The organism is Microbulbifer bruguierae, assembly GCF_029869925.1.
Taxonomy (GTDB): domain Bacteria; phylum Pseudomonadota; class Gammaproteobacteria; order Pseudomonadales; family Cellvibrionaceae; genus Microbulbifer; species Microbulbifer bruguierae.
Map to the genome: position 1 here is coordinate 1,842,047 of NZ_CP118605.1, position 22,142 is coordinate 1,864,188.

General features: G+C 60.0%; 20 protein-coding genes. 9 read left to right on the forward strand and 11 right to left on the reverse strand.

Annotated elements, in window-relative coordinates; translation table 11 throughout:
- The first annotated feature begins 4 nt into the window (after positions 1-4).
- From PVT68_RS07885 to rpsT, 5 genes are all read left to right on the forward strand, one after another.
- Complete coding sequence (locus PVT68_RS07885) at positions 5-145, forward strand: hypothetical protein (protein ID WP_280322181.1); 141 nt, start codon at positions 5-7, stop codon at positions 143-145.
- Between the two features lie 200 nt (positions 146-345).
- Entirely contained in the window at positions 346-1,053 is a 708-nt protein-coding gene (locus PVT68_RS07890) for an OmpA family protein (RefSeq protein ID WP_280322182.1), read from the forward strand.
- A 340-nt stretch (positions 1,054-1,393) separates the two neighbouring features.
- Positions 1,394-2,086 carry a proteobacterial dedicated sortase system response regulator gene (pdsR, locus tag PVT68_RS07895; protein WP_280322184.1) on the forward strand — a complete coding sequence of 231 codons (693 nt, stop codon included), beginning with the start codon at positions 1,394-1,396 and terminating at the stop codon, positions 2,084-2,086.
- Entirely contained in the window at positions 2,040-4,193 is a 2,154-nt protein-coding gene (locus PVT68_RS07900; protein ID WP_280322185.1) for an ATP-binding protein, read from the forward strand. Before pdsR ends, PVT68_RS07900 begins: the two co-directional genes overlap by 47 nt.
- A 154-nt stretch (positions 4,194-4,347) precedes the next feature.
- A complete protein-coding gene (gene rpsT / locus PVT68_RS07905) occupies positions 4,348-4,614 on the forward strand; it encodes a 30S ribosomal protein S20 (RefSeq protein WP_226666362.1) in 267 nt (88 codons plus the stop codon).
- 149 nt (positions 4,615-4,763) lie between these two features.
- On the opposite strand, the gene proB is transcribed toward rpsT, so the two are convergent.
- From proB to rplU, 4 genes are all read right to left on the reverse strand, one after another.
- Positions 4,764-5,897, reverse strand: a complete 1,134-nt coding sequence (proB, locus tag PVT68_RS07910) for a glutamate 5-kinase (RefSeq protein ID WP_280322189.1) — start codon at positions 5,895-5,897, stop codon at positions 4,764-4,766.
- Positions 5,898-5,953: 56 nt separating this feature from the next.
- Positions 5,954-7,159, reverse strand: a complete 1,206-nt coding sequence (gene cgtA / locus PVT68_RS07915) for an Obg family GTPase CgtA (RefSeq protein WP_280322190.1) — start codon at positions 7,157-7,159, stop codon at positions 5,954-5,956.
- Between the two features lie 101 nt (positions 7,160-7,260).
- On the reverse strand, positions 7,261-7,518 hold the full coding sequence (gene rpmA, locus PVT68_RS07920; protein ID WP_010132157.1) for a 50S ribosomal protein L27: 258 nt from the start codon (positions 7,516-7,518) through the stop codon (positions 7,261-7,263).
- A 31-nt stretch (positions 7,519-7,549) separates the two neighbouring features.
- Complete coding sequence (gene rplU, locus PVT68_RS07925) at positions 7,550-7,861, reverse strand: 50S ribosomal protein L21 (RefSeq protein ID WP_280322192.1); 312 nt, start codon at positions 7,859-7,861, stop codon at positions 7,550-7,552.
- Positions 7,862-8,153: 292 nt separating this feature from the next.
- Between rplU and ispB the strand changes: the two genes are divergently transcribed.
- Positions 8,154-9,116: an octaprenyl diphosphate synthase gene (gene ispB / locus PVT68_RS07930; protein WP_280322194.1), complete on the forward strand. Its 963-nt coding sequence runs from the start codon at positions 8,154-8,156 to the stop codon at positions 9,114-9,116.
- A gap of 255 nt (positions 9,117-9,371) precedes the next feature.
- Here the strand turns inward: ispB and PVT68_RS07935 are convergent, their stop codons facing one another.
- The 3 genes from PVT68_RS07935 to galU form a co-directional block, all read right to left on the reverse strand.
- Positions 9,372-10,097: a hypothetical protein gene (locus tag PVT68_RS07935; protein WP_280322195.1), complete on the reverse strand. Its 726-nt coding sequence runs from the start codon at positions 10,095-10,097 to the stop codon at positions 9,372-9,374.
- 219 nt (positions 10,098-10,316) lie between these two features.
- A complete protein-coding gene (locus PVT68_RS07940; protein ID WP_280322197.1) occupies positions 10,317-11,666 on the reverse strand; it encodes a phosphohexomutase domain-containing protein in 1,350 nt (449 codons plus the stop codon).
- Positions 11,659-12,504: a UTP--glucose-1-phosphate uridylyltransferase GalU gene (gene galU, locus PVT68_RS07945; RefSeq protein ID WP_280322199.1), complete on the reverse strand. Its 846-nt coding sequence runs from the start codon at positions 12,502-12,504 to the stop codon at positions 11,659-11,661. The genes PVT68_RS07940 and galU overlap by 8 nt, the downstream gene beginning before the upstream one ends.
- Before the next feature lie 263 nt (positions 12,505-12,767).
- Between galU and fabA the strand changes: the two genes are divergently transcribed.
- The gene (fabA, locus tag PVT68_RS07950) at positions 12,768-13,292 is read left to right on the forward strand and encodes a 3-hydroxyacyl-[acyl-carrier-protein] dehydratase FabA (protein ID WP_280322200.1); all 525 of its coding nucleotides are present in this window, start codon (positions 12,768-12,770) and stop codon (positions 13,290-13,292) included.
- A gap of 61 nt (positions 13,293-13,353) precedes the next feature.
- Positions 13,354-14,577, forward strand: coding sequence for a beta-ketoacyl-ACP synthase I (gene fabB, locus PVT68_RS07955; RefSeq protein WP_280322201.1), 1,224 nt, complete (start codon positions 13,354-13,356; stop codon positions 14,575-14,577).
- Between the two features lie 130 nt (positions 14,578-14,707).
- On the opposite strand, the gene PVT68_RS07960 is transcribed toward fabB, so the two are convergent.
- The 4 genes from PVT68_RS07960 to PVT68_RS07975 form a co-directional block, all read right to left on the reverse strand.
- Positions 14,708-15,556: a sugar nucleotide-binding protein gene (locus tag PVT68_RS07960; RefSeq protein WP_280322202.1), complete on the reverse strand. Its 849-nt coding sequence runs from the start codon at positions 15,554-15,556 to the stop codon at positions 14,708-14,710.
- Between the two features lie 17 nt (positions 15,557-15,573).
- On the reverse strand, positions 15,574-16,143 hold the full coding sequence (gene ssb / locus PVT68_RS07965; RefSeq protein WP_280322203.1) for a single-stranded DNA-binding protein: 570 nt from the start codon (positions 16,141-16,143) through the stop codon (positions 15,574-15,576).
- 167 nt (positions 16,144-16,310) lie between these two features.
- On the reverse strand, positions 16,311-17,486 hold the full coding sequence (locus PVT68_RS07970) for an MFS transporter (RefSeq protein WP_280322204.1): 1,176 nt from the start codon (positions 17,484-17,486) through the stop codon (positions 16,311-16,313).
- A 129-nt stretch (positions 17,487-17,615) separates the two neighbouring features.
- Positions 17,616-19,019: a mannose-1-phosphate guanylyltransferase/mannose-6-phosphate isomerase gene (locus tag PVT68_RS07975; protein WP_280322205.1), complete on the reverse strand. Its 1,404-nt coding sequence runs from the start codon at positions 19,017-19,019 to the stop codon at positions 17,616-17,618.
- Positions 19,020-19,148: 129 nt separating this feature from the next.
- Here PVT68_RS07975 and uvrA point away from each other — a divergent pair, with 129 nt between their 5' ends.
- Positions 19,149-21,974, forward strand: a complete 2,826-nt coding sequence (gene uvrA / locus PVT68_RS07980; RefSeq protein WP_280322206.1) for an excinuclease ABC subunit UvrA — start codon at positions 19,149-19,151, stop codon at positions 21,972-21,974.
- The last annotated feature ends 168 nt before the right edge of the window (positions 21,975-22,142 follow it).

A 22,142-nucleotide genomic window follows, 5' to 3' on the forward strand; every position in this document is an offset into this window, starting at 1 on the left:
CGGAATGACCATCAATGCGCTGATTATCGCACTGCTTCTGGCGATTCTGCTGTATGCCATTGTGGCCATAGGCCCGCGACCCCAGCGGGTGCGGGTACGTATCGAGCGGCCCCGTGACAGTCGCTATCGACGATACCAGAAATGACTGCGACGCAGACTTTGCCAGAGGCGAACTGAATCACAGGGCGGCCTGTCACAATTCGCCATAATTGCTGCGGAATTTGCCCCGCTGGCGCCACGCCAGCGCCTCCTTGCGAGGTTTAAATGACGATCAACCGAGACGGTAAAGCTACCGGATCGGAAACAGAGAGCAGTCATTTCAAACCTATCGCAAGGAACACGATCATGAAAAAGATGTTGATGGCAGTAACCCTGAGCAGTCTGACCCTGAACACCATTGCTGCTGTGGCCACTACTGACACCGAGAAGAATTTGCAGGGCGACCCCCTGACCCCGGCCAAACAGGCCACTGTATTTACCGGCGCCGCCATTGCGGGTGCCGCCGTGGGTGGCCCGGTAGGCTTTATTGCCGGCGCCCTTGGTGGAGCCTGGCTGGGCGAACAGATCAAGCAAGCTGAAGAGGCAGACATGCTCGCAACTCAACTGACCGAAAGCCGCAGCGAATTGGGCAACCTGGCACAACAACTGGATGCGGCGCGCCTGTCCGCCAATGATGCCAAGCAGCTGGCAATGGAAAGCCTCGAATTCCAGATGCTGTTCACCACCGGAGACGACCAGCTGCAAGAGGCCCAGGAACACCAGGTCGCCGCCATGGCCGACTTCCTGAACCGCCACCCACAGCTGCAGGTGTACCTGGAAGGCCATTCAGACCCCCGCGGCAGCGATGGTTACAACAATGTACTGTCCGACCAGCGTGCGCTCAGTGTGCAGCGGGCCCTGGAAGCCTGCGGTGTGGCGCCGGAGCGTATCGCGCGCCGCGCCCTGGGTGCCAGCCAGTCGAAGGCCACCAAGGGCGACCTAGACAGCTACGCCCTGGAGCGCCGGGTAGATATCCACTTCGGCCTGCCGGAATCCGTGGCCGGCACCTTCTGAACCCAAAGTTTTTGAAACGCCGGCTTTCGAAGTAGTAGTTTTTGCGTCTGTCGTCTGAAAGATTGTTGAACCCCTGATGCCAGCGGCAGGTGCTCTGAAAAAGCACTCGCCGCCGGCTCCCCCCTGGAACCGTGCAACCCTGTAAGCTGTAACCTTGCGCGCGACATTGGTATGCCGCGCGCTTTTTTATTGCGCAGATTTTTTGCCACCGCCCCCTCTGTTCGGGCATGATTTTCCGCCAGATAACCGAGAGTCACCCCGGATAACAACGAAGATACCCTGGTAGATACCCACGTAGATAACGAGCCAGATAACAACGAATCACGGTGCCCGAGCCCAGATGACCAGCCCCACGATCGCCATCGTCGAAGACGAAATCGCCATTGCCGAGAACTACCGGGACGCCCTGCGCCGCACCGGCTATCAGGTGAATCTCTATCACACCCGCCCGGATGCCCTGGCCGCCTTCAAACAGCGACTGCCGGATCTGGCGGTCATCGATGTGGGTCTCGGCGCCGAAATAGAGGGCGGCTTCGACCTGTGCCGGGAACTGCGCGCGATGGCGCCGACCCTGCCGATCCTGTTTCTCACGGCCCGGGATTCCGAGCTGGATATCATTTCCGGTCTGCGGCTTGGCGCGGACGACTACCTGACCAAGGACATCTCCCTCCCCCATATGCAGGCCCGAATCAGCGCCCTGCTGCGCCGGGTAAGCGCCATGCACTCTCACAGCGACGACAGCGAAATCGTGACCCAGGGCGCCCTGACCCTGGATGTTTCGCGCCTGCACTGCCACTGGCAAGGGCAGCCGGTAGACCTGACGGTGACCGAATTCTGGATCGTCCATGCCCTGGCCAGGCGCCCGGGGCACGTCAAATCCCGCAGCCAGTTGATGGAGGCGGCGCGCGTGGTGCTGGATGACAACACCATCACCTCCCATGTCAAACGCATCCGGCGCAAGTTCCAGACCATCGACGGCGACTTTGATGCCATTGGCACCGCCTACGGCATGGGTTACCGCTGGCAGGTATGAAGCCGATGGAGAGAAAAAACACGCAACATCCACCGAGCCGCACACCGTGAAATTACGCCGGCAACTGGTGCTGTTGAGTCTCTGTACCCTGGCCCTGCCCTGGGCTGGCTGCCAGTACCTGCGCCAGGTGGATCAGGCCCTGAGCCAGGGACAGATGCAGATCCTGGAAGCCACCGGCAATGCCGTTGCCGCACGCCTCGCCAGCGCGCCGGAACTGATCGCCCCCAATGCCAACCGCAGCGGCCGCCCACCGGGCGCCCAGCTGTACCTGAACCCGCTGCCTCAGGCCCCAATACTGAATGGCCTTGGCGAAGAGTGGCGCGCACTCGAATTATCCCCGCGCGTACTGCGGGATGAGCAGGGCAAACCCCTGGCCCAGGTCACCCTCGGCAAACACGGCGACCAGATCTACCTATTGCTGACGGTCAAAGATCGCAGCGCCAGCTACCACGACCCTCGCAGCAGCGGTATCTCCAGCGGCGACACCGTGGAAATCCACACCGCTCTTCGGCAGTACACCCTACCCGTCGCCAGCCAGGGACCGGTGCGCGCCCTGTGGTACGACGCCCGTCGCGGTGACTACCAACGGGAGTTGCGACTGCGCGGGCGCTGGGCCGCCTCCCCCCACGGTTACCAGCTGGAATTCTCCCTGCCCTACGCGCTGACTGGAGGGGAGCTGGCGATCACCGTGCTTGACCGCAAACACAGCGACGGTGCCACGCCCGCGCGTCGCGCCAGCACCCTGCCCGCGGACAGCCGCCCCGGTGCACTGGTGGAACCCCTGCCCGCATTGCAGCAGGAACTGGAACACTTTGCGCGCCCGGAACTGCAGCTGACGGTGGTGGACCAGGAGGGGTTCGTACTGGCCCGCGCCGGCAGCCGTTTTATCCGCGACGAATACGCCCCCGGAGCAACTGGCGAAAGCGACACCCGCCACTGGCTGATGCACTGGTTCTACCGCCAGATCCTCGCCGGCGAACCATTGCCACCATTGCCGCGGGACCAGTATCCAGAGTCCCTGATCCACAACCGGGAAACTGCCGGCCGGTGGTTTGATGCCCGGGAGAGTGGCGGCGATGACGAGCGCATCGGCGTCGTCAGCGTGCCGGTGGTCACCCGCGCCGACGATATTATCGAACGGCCGCTCCTGGGACGGGTCATCACCGCCCAGTCCGCCAGTGCGCTACAGTCCCTGACGGAATCCGCCGCCCGTCGCCTGTGGCTCACCACCGCCGGCGCCGCCGGCCTCGTACTGCTGTTGCTGCTGGGCTACGCCAGCTGGCTGTCCTGGCGCATTCGCCGTTTGCACCAGGCTGCGCGCAATGCGGTAGACGCCAGCGGTCGCCTGCGCGGTGATTTCCCACAACCCTGGGTCAAGGATGAGCTGGGTGCACTGAATCGCGCGTTCGCCAGCCTGCTGTCGGAGCTGGACCATTACCACCAATACCTGCGCAGCCTGGCCGGTAAACTGTCCCACGAGCTGCGCACCCCACTGGCGGTCGTGCGCTCGTCACTGGACAACCTGAGTGCCGGTGAACTCGACAGCGACAGCCGCCGCTACGCCGAGCGGGCCGCCGACGGTGGCGCGCGCCTGTCATCCATTCTCAACGCACTGTCCGCCGCCACTCACCTGGAAGCCAGTATCAGCCAGGCGGAGCGGGAAGACTTTGATCTCGCCGATCTGCTAGAGGTGCTGACCCAGAGCTACGCCGACGCTCACCCCAGCCACCAGTTCCGGCTGCAGTGCCCGCAACCCCCACTCCCCTACCACGGCGCCCCCGAGCTGCTGGCCCAGCTGCTGGACAAGCTGATCGACAATGCGGTGAGCTTTGCGCCGCTGGGCAGCGAGATTCAAGTTGTGGTATCGCCGAAGAAAAAGCACCTGCTGATTGCGGTGAGTAACGACGGCCCACCACTGCCGGACGGCTTCGGCCGGAAGCTGTTTGACTCACTGGTTTCCGTGCGCAACGACGGCGGCAAGGCCGGTCACCTGGGACTGGGATTGCATATCGCGCGGCTGATCGCCGATTTCCACCAGGGAGAGTTGCGCGCCAAAAATCGCGACGACGGCAAGGGCGTGACCTTTACTCTGCAGCTGCCCCACTGACCACACCGTGGAATCCGGTCCAGCACAAGTCGAACCAGTCACAAACAGCCGAGTGCTGCGGTTGACAAACAACCAATGCTGGGGATAATGTCGCGTCCCAAACGGGCCCCCGGCCCGATGTTCGAGTTTTATTGATTCCAGACAGGAGCAACCGGTGGCCAACTCACCTCAAGCGAAGAAACGCGCGCGCCAGAACGAAAAGCGCCGCAATCACAACGCCAGTCTGCGCTCCATGGTGCGTACCTACATCAAAAAGGTAGTTGCGGCCATCGATGCAGGTGACGCAGAAAAAGCCAAAACCGCTTACGCGGCTGCCGTGCCGGTTATCGACCGCATGGCTGACAAGGGCATCATTCACAAGAATAAGGCCGCTCGCCACAAGAGCCGCCTGAACGCCCAGATCAAGAAGCTGGCTGCCTGAGCCGCCACTTCCTGAGCACAAAAAACCCCGCTGATGCGGGGTTTTTTATTGCCTGAACAAAACCATCCAATACCTGACGCGAAGGCCGACGCCAAAACCTCAACACCGGTTAACGCCCAGCGAGCCCCTACAAACCCAAACTACATCACTTAGAGCAGAATCAGATTGTCGCGATGGATCAGCTCGTCGTCGTCCCGGTAGCCCAACAGATCCAGAATCCGATCCGAAGGCTGGCCACAGATTTTCTTCGCCTCACCACTGTCATAGTTCACCAGGCCGCGCGCAATCTCCACCCCATCGACCCCCACACAACTCACCAGCTCGCCGCGATGAAAGCGGCCGCTGACACCTGTAACCCCCACCGGCAGCAGACTCTTGCCCTGCGCTCGCAGAGCCCGTTCAGCGCCCGCGTCCAGCTGCAACTGTCCACGCACCTGTAACTGCCCCGCCAGCCAGCGCTTGCGCGCGGTCAGGGGATCCGCTTCCGGCAACAGCAGAGTGCCCAATTCTTCGCCCGCGGCGACCCGCTCGATGACACCGTCGATACTACCGCCGACAATCACCGTACGCGCACCGGAACGCGCCGCCAACTGGGCCGCGCGCACCTTGGTGGCCATGCCGCCGCGCCCCAGCCCACTGCGGGAATCACCGGCCATGGCCACCAGCCGCGGATCCGCAGCAACCGCCTCGCGCACCAGTTCGGCGGCAGGATTGTCGCGGGGATCTTCAGTAAACAATCCATCGGCATCGGTGAGGATCAACAACACATCCGCCTCCACCAGGTTCGCCACCAGCGCCCCCAGGGTGTCGTTGTCACCGAAACGGATCTCGTCGGTCACCACTGTGTCGTTTTCATTGATGATGGGCACCGCCCCCAGGGCCAGCAGCGTCTTCAGTGTGCTGCGGGCATTCAGGTAACGCGTGCGATTGGAGAGATCGTCGTGATCCAGCAGGATCTGCGCGGTGCGGCAGTCGTACTGACCGAAGGCCTGTTCGTACACCTGCACCAGATGGCTCTGGCCGACGGCGGCGGCAGCCTGCAACTGATGAATCGACTCCGGGCGCTTGCGCCACCCCAGACGATCCATCCCCGCCGCCACCGCACCGGAGGAAACCAGTAGCACTTCAATACCCTGGCGACGCAGGGCAGCCATCTGCCCCGCCCAGTTGTGGATGGCCGCGCGGTTTACCCCACGGCCATTATCGGTCAACAGTGCACTGCCAATTTTTACGACCCAGCGCTTGCGACCGGTGAGCTGCTGACGTGCCGAGCTGAAATCCATTTTTTCCTCGATTCAGAAGGCGCCCTGCAGGATATTCCACTGCAGGGGTAGAAAAATCATTGGCGATATTCTACATCGACGTCATAGTCATCGTCGTCCCAATCTTCATCATCTTCGTCAGATTCTTGCTCGCCTTTGCGCCTGCCGCGCTGGGCAAGCCGCAGGGCTTCAATACGCTCGCGCGCTTCCGTCTGCATCTGACGCTGGGCTTCCTGCTCCGCCTCGAACAGATCGCCATCCACCTCTTCCTGATGCTTCACCTCTTCCAGGTGATCCATCAGCTGACCACAAAGAACATCGGTACCCTCACCACGAATTGCGGCGACACGGAATACCGGCCCTTGCCAGCCAAGGGCGTTGATCACTGACTGACAGCGCTCCTCCAGCTCCGCCGCCGGCACAAGGTCGGTCTTGTTCAGCACCAGCCAGCGCTCGCGTCCGGCCAGGGTGGGACTGAATGCCTCCAGCTCGCGCTCGATGGCCAACGCATTCTGCGCCGGATCAGAGCCGTCGAACGGCGCCAGGTCCACCAGATGCAACAGCACCCGACAGCGGGTCAGATGCTTGAGGAAACGGATACCCAGCCCCGCACCTTCCGCCGCACCCTCGATCAGACCGGGAATATCGGCAATCACGAAGCTGCGGTACTTCTGCACCTTCACCACACCCAGGTTCGGCACCAGGGTGGTAAACGGGTAATTGGCCACTTTCGGCTTGGCCGCGGATACCGCGCGAATGAAGGTGGACTTACCGGCATTGGGCAATCCCAACATGCCCACATCTGCCAGCACCTTGAGCTCCAGCTTGATGTTGCGGTGCTCACCCTCACTGCCCGGCGTGGTCTGGCGGGGGGCGCGGTTGGTACTGGACTTGAAGCGGGTATTGCCGATCCCGTGAAAACCGCCCTGAGCCACCAGCAACTTCTGCCCCGGCTCCAGCAGATCACCCAGGGTTTCCCCGGTGTCTTCATCAATGGCGGTAGTCCCTACCGGCACCTTCAGCAGCAGGTGCTCGCCCTTGGCGCCGGTGCAGTTGCGACCGCGCCCAGACTCTCCGTGCTGGGCCTGATAGTTGGGCTGGTAGCGGTAGTCCACCAGGGTATTCAGTGACTCATCGGCCACCAGGAACACGGAACCGCCGTCGCCACCGTCGCCACCATCAGGGCCGCCCTTGGCGACGAATTTTTCGCGCCAAAAACTGCAACACCCCTTACCGCCGTTGCCGGCCTGCACCGAAATCGGTGCTTCATCTACAAATTTCATGACTCTACTTACCGGGTTATCCGGTCTTCAGTGTAATTTGCGGCAGATCAATACAAAAAAGCCCCGCAAATGCGGGGCTTTTTATCGGGCGTTGTGACCGCTTAGGCTGTTTCGATGGAAACAAACTTACGGTTGTTGGCGCCTTTCACCTCAAACTTCACTACGCCATCAGCGGTAGCGAACAGGGTGTGATCTTTGCCCATACCAACGTTTACACCAGCGTGGAACTTGGTGCCACGCTGACGAACGATGATGCTGCCTGCGGAGACAGCCTGACCGCCAAAGCGCTTAACGCCCAGGCGTTTACTTTCGGAATCGCGACCATTGCGCGTACTACCGCCAGCTTTCTTGTGTGCCATGAGTAGTTACTCCTCTTCTGTTACCTGGTGATTAGCCTTTGATGCCAGTGATTTTAACTTCGGTGTACCACTGACGGTGGCCCTGACGCTTCATGGAGTGCTTACGACGACGGAACTTGATGATACGCACCTTTTCGCCGCGGCCGTGGCTCAGCACTTCTGCAGTCACCTTGGCACCTTCCACTACCGGCGCACCGATGTTGATGGTGTCACCGTCAACTACCATCAGAACCTTGTCAAAATCGACAGATTCGCCGGTAGCCACTTCAATTTTTTCCAGGCGCAGAACTTCGCCTTCTTCTACACGGTGCTGTTTACCACCGCTTTCAATAACAGCGTACATATTTCTATGCTCCAAAATGGACGACACGAAGCAGCGGCAGGGTCTACATTGTGACCGCTGAGCCAGCATTTTGGGAGCTTGCGCCGTGTTGTTAAAACTACTTCCCGACTCTGGGACCATCCTCAGAAGGCGGGCCCGGATCGAACGGGGCGCAGATTCTAATCAATTCGGCCGATTGATACAATAGTGCGTTTTTCGGGCAGGCGGTCCCACTTGATGCCTTTCCGCCCGCAGCCAAAACCGCTAGTCTTGCCGCCCTGAGAGAAAATGAGCGCACTATAAGGAACCCAGCATGCTACCTTTCCACCGGGTAGCCGCCGACGATTTTGCGGCGGTCAATCAGCAAATCATCGACCAACTGCACTCCGACGTTCCCCTGGTGGAGAACATTGGCCACTATCTGGTAGAGGCCGGCGGCAAACGGCTGCGCCCACTGCTGGTCCTGCTCTGCGCCCGTGCGGCAAGCTACCAGGGCAGCGATCACATTACCCTAGCCGCCATTATCGAGTTCATTCATACCGCCACCCTGTTGCACGATGACGTGGTGGACACGTCCGATATGCGCCGCGGCCGTATTACCGCCAACGCCCAGTGGGGCAACGCACCGGCGGTACTGGTGGGCGATTTCCTGTATTCCCGCGCGTTCCAGATGATGGTGGCACTGAAGGACATGGACATCATGGCGATCCTGTCTGACACCACCAACACCATCGCCGAGGGCGAGGTGCAGCAGCTGGTGAACGCCGGTGATCCCGCGGTGACAGAAGCCAATTACCTGAGCGTTATCCACAAGAAGACCGGCGCTCTATTCGAAGCGGCCTGTGAGACCGCAGCCGTTCTCGCCGGTTGCAACGCGGAACAACGGGAATCCCTGAAACTTTACGGCCGCCACCTGGGTTCAGCCTTCCAGCTGGTGGACGATGCTCTGGATTACCGCGGTAATTCGGAAGAGCTCGGCAAGAATGTCGGTGATGACCTTGCGGAAGGCAAACCCACACTGCCGCTGATTTACACCATGGCCAATGGCACCGACGATCAGGCGGCGCTGGTGCGGGAGGCGATCGAGAAGAAGTCTGCGGACAAGCTCACTGAGATTGTTGCCGCGATCGAGGCCTGTGGCGCACTGGACTATACACTTGACCGCGCCAGTAAAGAGGTCGAGCTGGCGCTTGAGAAACTGGAGTTTTTGCCGGAAGGTGAATACAAGACTGCGCTTCGGCAGTTGGCGGAATTTTCGATTCAGCGGACAGTTTGATCAATAAATTAACCCGGCTTCGCCGGGTTAATTTATTTTGGGGGTTCTGAAGCAGGCTCGGTGGCGGCGCGGCGCCGGGGGCGGGTTTTCAGGACCGCTGTGGATACGTCCCTGTACGCTGCGTCGGCAACATCCCTGTTGCCGACGCTCCTGAAAACCCGCCCCCGGCACCCCGCCTTAGCATTGAAGATTTGAGCATCGCCTACAAAAAGGAAAATTATAATCCGCAAGAGTGATCCGACACTCCTGGCATCGTTAAAGAACAACCCACATTAGGCCGAGCAACAAAGGAACGGCGAGCAAAACTGTCACCCTCCACGAAAAGACATAACTCTCAATAGCACCAGAGGATTCCAGCTCCGCATCAAGCTCAGAGAGCAGTGCACGAGCATACACGGGTGCATCGGGCCCCCACATGCTTAAACTGGGTATAGGCGCCTTACCGAACTTCAGTTGAAATGCAATTTCTCGTTCCGATAGGTTTCTATTTGTGCTTTCACGCGCCCGCCCTGCCACAAAGCGCCCTTCTATCTCCTGTGAAGAATTCGAGATCAGGATAATCTTCCCGCTATCCGCCAAGCGCTGTATCGCGCTGCGCAACACCTCCCCGCCATAGCCGTAGAGCTGCCGTTCGGAGTAAAGCCACACGCGGTCCAATCGAAGCAGGAAAAAGCCCACAATCGCAGCCACAAACAAGAAGAAGATTTCATCAAATTCTGCGCGGCGAAATACCTGAGAGGTCGCTATCAACGCAATCTGGATGCGCACCAGATCCACAGATACCGAAAAAATTCGACGCCGCCGAAAGGATGCTGCCATCCATAGACTGATGCCCAGCATAATGATCACGAGCAGAGTTTGTCCGTCGAGACCATCCACGAGTTCGCCAAAGCCCGGTATAAACAACCAAGCTAAAACAAGCGCGAAAAAACCGACAAACAAAACAACCGGAAGAAACAGCACAAAGCGGATCGAATTCATAGTTATTCTCGTGAACAGGCTCATACCCGAGGATAAACGACGAGAATGAATCTGACGACAGAGAAATCGGAATTGTTACAAAACTTTCAGGCTGTGCCCGATAGAGGCGCAAAGAAGGGAAAACGGCGGAAAGGCGACAGGATTTAAAAACGGAATTAGCAAAAGAAAGGAATGCAGCAGGAAAACGGTGGGCGGAAATACCCGCCCACCGGATCAATATCAGCCTTGAATCAGGCCGAGCAGTTCTTCGGTCTTGGCCTTCATCAGCGCCTCATCCCCGCGGGACTCGACATTGAGACGTACAACCGGTTCGGTATTGGACATGCGCAGATTGAATCGCCACTCGTCGAAGGCAACGCTCAGACCATCCACATGCTCAACACTATTGGCATCCGGCCCGTACTTGTCTTCCGCAGCTTTCAGCAACGCTTTCGGATCCGCCACCTTGGAATTGATCTCGCCACTGCACGGGAATGCCTTCATACGCTCGCCCACGAGCTGTGAAAGGGATTTTCCGGAGCGGCTTACCAGCTCGGCGACCAGTAGCCACGGGATCATGCCGCTATCGCAATAGGCGAAATCGCGGAAGTAATGGTGCGCGCTCATTTCGCCACCGTAAATGGCATCTTCCTTGCGCATACGCTCTTTGATGAAGGCGTGGCCAGTTTTACTCTCCACCGGCTCACCGCCGGCGCCGCGCACGATGTCTTCGGTATTCCAGGTCAGGCGAGGATCGTGTACCACTTTGGCTCCCGGGGCTTTGACCAGGAAAGCTTCCGCCAGCAGGCCGACCACGTAATAACCCTCAATAAACTCACCATTTTCATCGAAGAAGAAACAGCGATCGAAATCACCGTCCCAGGCGATACCGAAATCCGCACCGCTTTCGCGCACCGCTGCTGCCGTGGACTCGCGGTTCTCCGGCAGGATGGGGTTGGGGATACCGTTGGGGAAATTGCCATCGGGCTCGTGGTTTACGCGCACGAATTCAAACGGCAGGCTCGGCGCCAGGGCGTCAACCACGGCACCAGCACCGCCATTACCAGCGTTGACGACCAGCTTCAGAGGCTTGAGCTCGGCGGTGTCCACATAGCCCAGCAGGTGTTTTACGAAATCATCGCGGTGGGCGAAGGTGTGCAGTTCACCGCGCTCTTCCACCGCGGCAAAATTATTTTCTTCCGCAAGGCGTTTGATATCCAGCAGACCGGTATCGCCGCTGATCGGACGGGAGCCCTGGCGGACAAACTTCATGCCGTTGTAATCCATCGGATTGTGGCTGGCGGTCACACAGATGCCGCCATCGAAGTCCCCGTGGAAGGTGGAAAAATAGATCTCTTCCGTGCCGCACTCACCGATGTGATACACATCGGCGCCGGCATCGCGCAGGCCGTTTGCCAGTGCGTCGGTCAGCTCGCCACTGGTAAGGCGGATATCGTGGCCGACGACCACACGGCGCGCGCCGAGGAACTGGGCAAAGGCGCGACCTACACGGTAGGCGACCTCAGTGTTCAGCTCATCAGGCACGCGGCCGCGCAGATCGTAGGCTTTAAAACAGGTTAATTCAGTCATCTGAATCTTTTTCCCCCGGAAGATAGATAGTTTTATAAACGTGATTAGTGGCTTCTACAAAGCCGTCCACCGAACCGCAGTCGAAACGGCGCCCCTGAAAGCGATATGCGAGCACGCAACCCTTCTGGGCCTGGGCGAGCAGCGCATCGGTAATCTGCACCTCGCCATTTTTCCCCGGCGGGGTATGGCGGATCAGGTCAAAAATATCCGGCGTCAGGATATAGCGGCCAATAATGGCCATGTTGCTGGGAGCTTCCTCGGTCGCCGGCTTTTCCACCATATCCGTAACCTGATACAGGCCGGGTTTGATTTCATTGCCGGCGATAACGCCGAACTTGTGAATCTGGTCCCGCGGCACTTCCTCTACCGCGACGATACTGCAGCGGAACTGGTTGTACAGTTGCACCATCTGCCCCAGTACCCCGGGGCCGTCGTTCAGACAGAGATCATCTGCAAGCACCACGCCAAATGGCTCGTCGCCCACCAATCGCTGCCCCTGCAGGATGGCGTCCCCCAGCCCGCGCATCTCTCCCTGGCGGGTGTAGGAAAAACTGGCGCGGTCAATCACGTTGCGCACACTGTCCAGATAACGCTCTTTGCCGGTACCGGCAATCTGGTGTTCCAGCTCGAAATTGGTATCAAAATGGTCTTCGATCGCGCGCTTGCCGCGACCGGTGACAAAGCCGATCTCTACGAGGCCGGCGTCGATAGCCTCCTCAACCCCATACTGCACCAATGGTTTGTTGACCAGCGGCAGCATCTCCTTTGGCATGGCCTTGGTTGCCGGCAGAAAGCGGGTCCCGTACCCTGCCACCGGAAAAAGACACTTTTTCAGCATTGCGCGCCCTTATTGGAATACCCACCCGGCACGGCCCTGTGCCGGGTTTGCGAAAGTTATCACAAATTTAAGACAAGAATCAGCCTGCCTCCTCTGGCCCTCAATCACAGTACAGGGCTAACTGCCACATTAGACTAATGGTGCGCGGTCAAGGGTTAATTGAGACATTTCCGGTCACAAAAAGGAGGATGACTGACTGGACAAGACATCCCCAGCCCTTAGAATGCCGGCTCGAGTAAAGAATGCCCAAAATCGGGGACCAAATGAGTAATTTCGTTCAAAAAAGCAGCTACGACCGTGAAGAGCTTCTGGCCTGTGGCCGCGGAGAGATGTTCGGCCCGGGCAATGCCCAGCTGCCCACTCCCAATATGCTGATGCTGGACCGCATCACCCACATCTCCAAAGAAGGTGGTGAATTCGGTAAAGGGGAGCTGATCGCCGAACTGGATATCACCCCGGACTTGTGGTTTTTCGACTGCCATTTCCCCGGCGACCCGGTAATGCCAGGCTGCCTCGGCCTCGACGCCATGTGGCAGCTGCTTGGCTACTTCCTGGCCTGGAAAGGCAACCCTGGCCGTGGACGCGCCCTCGGCTGCGGTGAGGTCAAATTTACCGGCCAGATTCTTCCGACCAACAAGAAGGTCACATACCATATCCAGATGAGCCGCCTGGTTGAGCGCAAGCTGGTGATGGGTATCGGCAACGGCTCTGTTTCCGTTGACGGTCGCGAAATTTATACCGCCAAGGATCTGCGGGTCGGACTGTTTACCCGTACAGACAACTTTTAATCCGTCTGTCTGTCACACAAAACAATAACAATTCAATCTACAAGCTTTATTGGAGATCACTATGCGCCGGGTAGTCATTACCGGAATGGGCATCACTTCCTGCATCGGCAACAACACGCAAGAAGTGCTGGCCTCCCTGAAAGCCGGTCGCAGCGGCATCCGTTATATGGATGAATACGCCGAGCTGGGCCTGCGCAGCCAGGTCGCGGGCGTCGTCGATATCGATTTCAAAGAGCACATCGACCGCAAACACCTTCGGTTTATGGGCGATTCTGCCGCCTATGCATACATTTCGATGGCCGAAGCCATCGCCATGGCGGGACTGGAAGAGTCCGACATCTCCAACCCTCGCACCGGTCTGGTGATGGGTTCCGGCGGCACCTCGACCACCGCCGTCATTGAAGCCGCCGAGACCCTCAAGACCAAGGGTGTGCGCCGGGTAGGTGCCTACCGGGTACCCCAGACCATGGGCAGCACGGTGTCTGCGTGTCTCGCCACGCCATTCAAGATCAAGGGCGTGAACTACTCCATTTCTTCCGCCTGCGCCACGTCTGCGCACTGTATCGGCAACGGCGCCGAACTGATCCAGATGGGCAAACAGGACATCGTCTTTGCCGGCGGTGGTGAAGAACTGGCCTGGAGCCTGACCCACCTGTTTGACGCCATGGGTGCCCTGTCGTCCAAGTACAACGACACCCCCACCAAGGCCTCACGCCCCTACGACGCCAACCGCGATGGCTTTGTGATCGCCGGCGGCGGCGGTTGTGTGGTACTGGAAGAACTGGAGCACGCCAAGGCCCGCGGTGCCAACATCATCGCTGAATTGGTGGGTTACGGGGCCACTTCCGATGGCTACGATATGGTTGCCCCCAGTGGCGAAGGCGCCGCGCGCTGTATGCAGCAGGCGCTGGCGGGTATGGATGGCAAGGGACTCGAAGGCAGCATCGACTACATCAACACTCACGGCACCTCTACCCCGGTGGGCGATGTGGCCGAGCTGCGTGCGATGAAGGAAGTCTTCGGTGACAAGGTCCCGGCATTTGCCTCGACCAAATCCCTCACCGGGCACTCCCTCGGCGCCGCCGGTGTGCAGGAAGCGATCTACACCCTGCTGATGATGCAGAACGACTTTATCGCCGCCTCCGCCAACGTGGAAACCGTCGATGAAGCAGCCGCTGGTCTGGACCTCGTCACCGAACTGCGCCAGACCGAGGTACGCCGCGCCCTGTCCAACAGCTTCGGCTTCGGTGGCACCAATGCGAGCCTGATCTTCGACAAGTTCTGATTACCGTTCCGTGTACTGCGCGTACTGCGATTGGAGTGCTGGACAGGCAATAAAAAAGGGGCTTTTGCCCCTTTTTTATTGCCTGTCCGTCATCTGACCAGCTACCTGCAACACCGCAGCAATGGCCAGATCAGCTTTCCGGTTTCTGCAACCGCTCCAGCCACAACTCCACCTGGCGGGTTAACCCCTGCCGCCAGCTGCGCTGCTGGATACCGAACACATCCCGCAACTTGCCGCACCCCAGTACCGATGAGCGATCGTCCCCGGAAGGTTCGAGAGCCACCAGCTCCGCGGCGAAGTCCTCACCGTACAGGGAGCGCACCCGATCCACCACTTCGCGTCCGAACTCCATCGCGCTGCAGGTATCCGCAGAGCCGTAGTGATAGATCCCGGACCTGGGCGCGCCGCTCGCCAGCTGCTGGGTAATGGCTACCACTACCCGCGCCAGATCTGCCACGGTCACCGGGTTGCCCCGGCTGACGTCATCCAGTGCCACGGGCTTGCCCTCCAGCAAGCCCCGGATTATCCGTCCCAGCAGCGCCCGATCACTGCGATCTATCTGCCACCCCAGGCGCAGAATGCTCACATTCTCCTGTGCCGCCAACACCTGCTCACAGGCCAGCCAGTCGCGGCCACCAGCAGAGCCGGGAGACGGGAGCTCATCTTCATCAATTTTCTTGCGGCGGGCGCCGCCGAACACGCCGTAGGAGGAAAGGTGCAGCAGTGCCGTAAACGGCTGCGCGCACAGGGCCTCACAGGCTGCTCTTGCGGTATCCATATGGGCACTGCCGCCACAACTGGCGGCATTGATCACGATGGTGTCTGCGCGTGCGGCAAACTGTCCGGATGTAAGCTGCTCGGCAGTCAGTAACTGCACCCGGAAGCCCACCCGTTGCAGCCCTTTTTGCAGGGCGCCGTCGATGGCGTTGCCCGCACCGATCAGCGCCACCGTATCCGGCTGATAGCCAGTGTGATGCATGGAAATCAGAACCCGGCTTAGAAGGGAATATCGTCGTCAAAGCTGTTGTCAAAGCCACCCGCCGGCGGCTGGTTGCCTGCGGGCTTGTTGCCCTGTTGGGAAGGCGCCATAGGGGAAGGTGCGGAGCGTCCCTGGGCGTACTCGTCCTGATAGCCGCCGCCCTGGTTGAAGCCGCCCTGGGGTTGGCCCTGCTGCGGGTAACCGCCCTGGCCACCACCCTGGGAGTAGCCACCGCCACCCTGTTCACCGCGGCCGTCCAGCATCTGCATTTCACTGGCGACGATTTCGGTGGTATAGCGGTCCTGGCCACTCTGCTTGTCCTGCCACTTGCGGGTACGCAGGGAACCTTCCAGATAGACCTTGCTGCCTTTGCGCAGGTATTCGCCGGCAATTTCCGCCAGGCGGTTGAAGAACACCACACGGTGCCATTCAGTGCGCTCCTGGTTTTGGCCTGTCTGCTTGTCTTTCCAGGTTTCGGACGTCGCCACGGTGACGTTGGTGACGGCACCACCGCTGGGCAAATAGCGGGTTTCCGGGTCGCCGCCCAGATTGCCAATCAGAATTACTTTGTTAACGCCCCTGGCCATAAGCCTCTCCTCTCGATTTACCCTTTTGGGTCAAACTTCGTAAATGGTGAAAATTCAGAATCGGCAAGCGGCGCAAGGACCGGCTCTAAAGCCAGTCTCTTGCGCCGCTCACAGTGTATTTTTATCCAGCAGCATACAACACTCCGCAGGGCGCCGTCACCGCCGCATCAGCTGCTCGCCAACCCCGCACGGGTACCGCGCATCTGCCACCAGGCGAGGGACCAGAGCACCAGTGTACCGAGGGCAAAGGTGGCCACCGCAGGGGCTCCGCCCCACCCGTAAATCACCCCGCCGAGGCTGCCGCCGGCAAAGGCGCCGAGGAATTGCAGCGTGGCATAAAGGCCTGTGGCGGCACCGCGGCACTCAGCGGGTGCCACCCGGGTAAGCTGGGCCGGCAATAGCGCCTCCAGCAGGTTGAAGGCGAGAAAGAATACCCCCAGGCAGACCACGATCCAGTAACCCGGTACCCGGGACATCAGTGCCACGCCGCCAAAAACCAGCCCCAGCAGTGCCAGCCGCATAGCCGCCGGTACCTGCTGGCGCTTTTCCGCCATACGCATCAGCGGCACCATCAGTACGAAAGCACCAACCAACAGCGGAGCGTAGAGTTTCCAGTGCTGCTCGCTGGCGATGCCCAGTTTGTCCACCAGTAGCAATGGCAGCGGCACAAACATCATGGTCAGCAACAGATGCAGGAAAAACACCCCGCACACCAACCGCCATATCTCAACCTGTCCCAGCAGGCGGGCAAAATCCCCCTGTCTGGGTCCTCGTGGGGCGGCGTTCACAGGCGGGTTCGGTACCAGGCGCCAAACCAGCAGCATCCCCAGCACCGCCAGAATCGCGGTCAACCAGAAAATCGCCGACAGGCCACCGAATCCCGCCAGCAGCGGGCCCAGCACTACCGCAAGTACGAAGGCGACGCCAATAGAGGCGCCGATCACCGCCATCGCCTTGCCGCGATTTTCGTCACGGGTCAGGTCCGCCGCCAGCGCCATGGTGGCGGCGGCAATGGCACCGCCCCCCTGCAGAATGCGCCCGAAAATCAGCCCGTACACCGAGTCGGTCAATGCTGCGACCAGGCTGCCGGCTGCAAACACCGCCAGTCCCAGGAAAATCACCGGCTTGCGGCCCCAGCGATCGCTCAATATCCCCAGGGGGATCTGCAACAGCGCCTGGCTCAGGCCATAGGCACCCAGAGCCAGCCCCAGCAGGGCAGGAGTGCTACCGCGGTAGTCGGCGCCGTACAGCGACAGCACCGGCAGCACCATAAACAGACCCAGCATGCGAAAAACGTATAGGGAGGCGAGACCGGCGAGTGCGCGGCGTTCAGTGGGATTCATCAACAATTCCGGAACAGGTAGGCAAATGCGAACAACGAAAACTGGTGCGCATTGTAGCAGCCGCCGAGGCGGAGAAAGAGTCTCCGCCAGCAAACGGACAGATAGGGAATAACTATAAGGAAAAACCGATCAATTACGTCCGTACTGATCCTCTATACGCACGATATCGTCTTCCCCCAGGTAGCTGCCGGACTGTACCTCGATCAGCTCCAGGGGAATATTGCCGGGATTTTCCAGGCGGTGTACCACCCCCAGAGGAATATAGGTGGACTCGTTTTCCGTCAGCAGCAGCTGATCGTCGCCACGGGTGACCATGGCAGTACCGCGTACCACAATCCAGTGCTCGGCGCGGTGATGGTGTTTCTGCAGGGACAACCGGCAACCGGGCTTGACCACAATGCGCTTGACCTGAAAACGGGGGCCGGCGTCGATGGAATCGTAATACCCCCAGGGACGGAATATCTTGCGGTGATTTTCCGCTTCGCTGCGATTGCTCTGCTTGAGTCTCTGTACGATGGTCTTCACTTCCTGCACCCGGTGCTTGTGCGCCACCATCAAGGCGTCATCGGTGTCCACCACCACCAGATCCTGCACACCGAGAATACCGATCAGGCGATTGCCACCGTGCACCAGACAGCCGCTGGCGCCTTCCGCCAGCACGTCGCCTCGCAGCAGGTTGTCGTTGTCGTCCCGCTCCGCCAGCTCCCACAGCGCCGACCACGAGCCCACATCGCTCCAGCCGGCCTGCATGGGGACCACCGCCGCGGATTCGGTTTTCTCCATAACCGCGTAATCCACCGAGTCCGAGGGGCAGCGGGCAAAGGCCTCCGCGTCGATACGGGTGAAATCCAGGTCGCAGATAGCGCCGGAGAAAGCGGCGCGACAGGCGTCGAGCATCTCCGGGCTGTGCTCGGCCAGCTCCTCGAGATAGCGCGAGGCGCGGAACAGGAACATACCGCTGTTCCAGCTGTACTCACCGCTGGCGAGGTACTGTTCGGCGGTGGCGAGATCCGGCTTCTCCACGAATTCGGCGACCTTCCAGCCCCCGTCCACCGCTTCACCGCTGCGGATATAGCCATATCCGGTCTCCGCAGTAGTGGGCACTATGCCAAAAGTCACCAGGTGGCCGCTGTCCGCCAGCCCGCGCGCCGTATCCACCGCGCACTGGAAGGCGGCGACGTCGGCGACCACATGATCCGCGGGAAGCACCAACAGCAGCGGGTCCTCGCCGGACTCGGTGGCCGCCAGCGCCGCCAGCGCAATCGCCGGCGCGGTGTTGCGTGCGCAGGGTTCCAGCAGAATGCTCTGGGGCGCGCGGTCGATCTCCTGCAACTGTTCGGCGGCAGCAAAGCGATGGACTTCGTTGCACACCAGAATCGGTGCCTGTACTTCTGCCAGGCCACTCAAACGCAAGGCGGTGGCCTGGAGCATGGTCTGGCTGCCGGCCAGGGAGAGAAACTGTTTCGGGTAGGCTTCGCGGGAAAGCGGCCACAGGCGTGATCCGGTACCACCGCATAAAATCACAGGAATCATGACATCCGTATCCATTCCAGGTTATTCGGTCCTACAGAGTTTGGCACACTCTCGCGCCAGATTATACTTGGCCGTTTCTTTGCGCCCGCTTCACTGCCGGCAAATCCCGCCAACATTACAGGACAGAGTGTGGATACGATTTACGTAAGGGGTGCACGCACCCACAATTTGAAGAATATCGACCTGGATATTCCCCGCGACAAGCTCATCGTAATCACCGGCCTGTCCGGCTCTGGTAAGTCTTCACTCGCCTTCGACACCCTCTATGCGGAAGGCCAGCGCCGTTATGTGGAGTCACTCTCCACCTACGCGCGCCAGTTCCTATCGATGATGGAAAAGCCCGATGTGGATACGGTGGAGGGCCTGTCTCCAGCCATTTCCATCGAACAGAAGTCCACCTCCCACAACCCCCGCTCCACCGTCGGCACCATCACTGAGATCTACGACTACCTGCGTCTGCTGTTCGCCCGCGTCGGCGAACCCCGCTGCCCGGAGCACCACGAACCACTACAGGCGCAGACTATCAGCCAGATGGTGGACCAGGTACTGGCACTGCCAGAAGGCAGCAAGATCATGCTGCTGGCACCGGTGGTCCGCGACCGCAAGGGCGAACACCTGCACGTGTTCGAGCAACTGCGTCGGGATGGTTTTGTGCGCGCGCGCATCGACGGCACCGTGTGCGACCTGGACGACACCCCCAAGCTGGACAAGCGCAAGAAGCACACCGTGGAAGTAGTGGTAGACCGTTTCAAAGTGCGCGACGACCTGCAGCTGCGGTTGGCGGAATCCTTTGAAACCGCGCTCAACCTCACCGACGGGATCGCCTCCATCAGTTTTATGGAGGGCAAAGAAGACGACCGTCTGTTCTCGGCTCGCCACGCCTGCCCGGTATGTGATTACTCACTAGATGAACTGGAACCGCGCCTGTTTTCCTTCAACAACCCGGCGGGCGCCTGTCCCAGCTGCGACGGCCTCGGGGTGAAGCAGTTCTTCGATGAGGACAAGGTGATTCTCGACCCGGAGAGCAGTATCTCCGAGGGCGCCATTCGCGGTTGGGACAGACGCAACGTCTACTACTACCACATGCTCGCCTCACTCGCGGAGCACTACGATTTCGACCTGGACAAGCCCTGGCTGAAACTGCGCAAGCGCGACCGCGAAGCCATACTGCACGGCAGCGGCGACACGTCCATCGACTTCAGCTATGTGAACGACCGCGGCGACGTGACCATTCGCCGCCACACCTTCGAAGGCATTATTCCCAACTTCCAGCGCCGCTACCGGGATACCGAATCCCAGTCGGTGCGCGAGGAACTGGCCAAGTACCTCAGCACCCAGAAGTGCCCCGAGTGCGAAGGCACCCGCCTGCGCCGGGAAGCGCGCAATGTATTTGTGGACGACCGCACCCTGGCGCAGATCACCGCCCTGCCGGTGGGGGATGCCTTCGAGTATTTCGCCCATCAGCTCAAGTTCCAGGGCGCGCAGAAAGAGATCGCCGACAAGATCCTGAAAGAGCTGCGCGACCGTTTCCGCTTCCTGGTGGACGTCGGCCTCAACTATCTGACCCTCAACCGCAGTGCCGAAACCCTGTCCGGCGGTGAGGCCCAGCGCATCCGCCTGGCCAGCCAGATCGGCGCCGGCCTCGTGGGGGTTATGTACATTCTCGACGAACCCTCCATCGGCCTGCACCAGCGCGACAACGAGCGCCTGCTGAACACCCTCACCCACCTGCGGGATATCGGCAACACGGTAATCGTGGTGGAACACGACGAAGACGCCATCCGCGCGGCGGACTTTATCGTCGATATCGGCCCCGGTGCGGGAGTGCATGGTGGCGAGGTGGTGGCCGCAGGCACCCATGACGAGATCACCGCCTGTGAGCGCTCGCTGACCGGGCAATACCTGTCCGGTGTCAAACAGATTGCGATACCGAAAAAACGCATCCCCGCCAGCGGCGAGGTGCTGCGTATCGAGGGCGCCACGGGCAACAACCTGAAGAAGGTGGACCTGGAAATCCCGGTGGGGCTGTTCACCTGTGTCACCGGCGTGTCCGGATCGGGTAAATCCACCCTGATCAACACCACCCTCTATCCGCTGGCAGCCACCGCCCTGAACAAGGCCACCACCCTCAAGGCGTCACCGCACAAGTCAATCAAGGGACTGGACCATTTCGACAAGTGCGTGGATATCGACCAGAGCCCCATCGGCCGCACCCCGCGCTCCAACCCCGCCACCTACACCGGGATTTTCACCCCGATCCGAGACCTGTTTTCCGGCACCCAGGAAGCCCGCTCCCGCGGTTACAAACCCGGTCGCTTCAGTTTCAACGTGAAGGGCGGACGCTGTGAGGCCTGCCAGGGCGACGGCGTGATCAAGGTCGAGATGCATTTTCTGCCGGACATCTATGTGCCTTGCGATACCTGTAAAGGCAAACGCTACAACCGCGAAACCCTGGAGGTGCAATACAAGGGCAAGAGCATTCACGAAGTTCTGGAAATGACGGTGGAAGATGCGCGGGAATTTTTCGACCCGGTGCCGGCAATCGCCAAGAAACTGCAAACGCTGATGGATGTTGGCCTCTCGTATATCAAACTGGGCCAGGCCGCCACCACCCTGTCCGGCGGTGAAGCGCAGCGGGTCAAACTGTCGCGGGAACTGTCCAAGCGCGACACCGGCAAAACCCTGTACATCCTCGATGAGCCCACCACCGGCCTGCACTTTGCCGATATCCAGTTACTGTTGGATGTTCTGCACCGCCTGCGCGACCACGGCAATACCATCGTGGTGATTGAGCACAATCTAGATGTGATCAAAACCGCGGACTGGATCGTGGATCTGGGTCCGGAAGGCGGCTCCGGCGGTGGCGAAATCATTGCCACCGGCACACCGGAACAGGTAGCCAAAGTGAAAGGTTCCCACACCGGGCGTTTTCTCAAACCGATGCTGAAAGCCTAGCGGGCAAATTGGCATGTGTTCGCCGGTGCCACTTCCGGACTCCCGGTAGTGGCACCTTTGCAACTGGCGCTGAAAAATCCCGCTTGCTCAATCACCCCTGCGAACCGCATTTGAGACTCTTCCCACCCTCAGAACAAACAAAATTGCCGCGCAAGGATCACGGTTCGC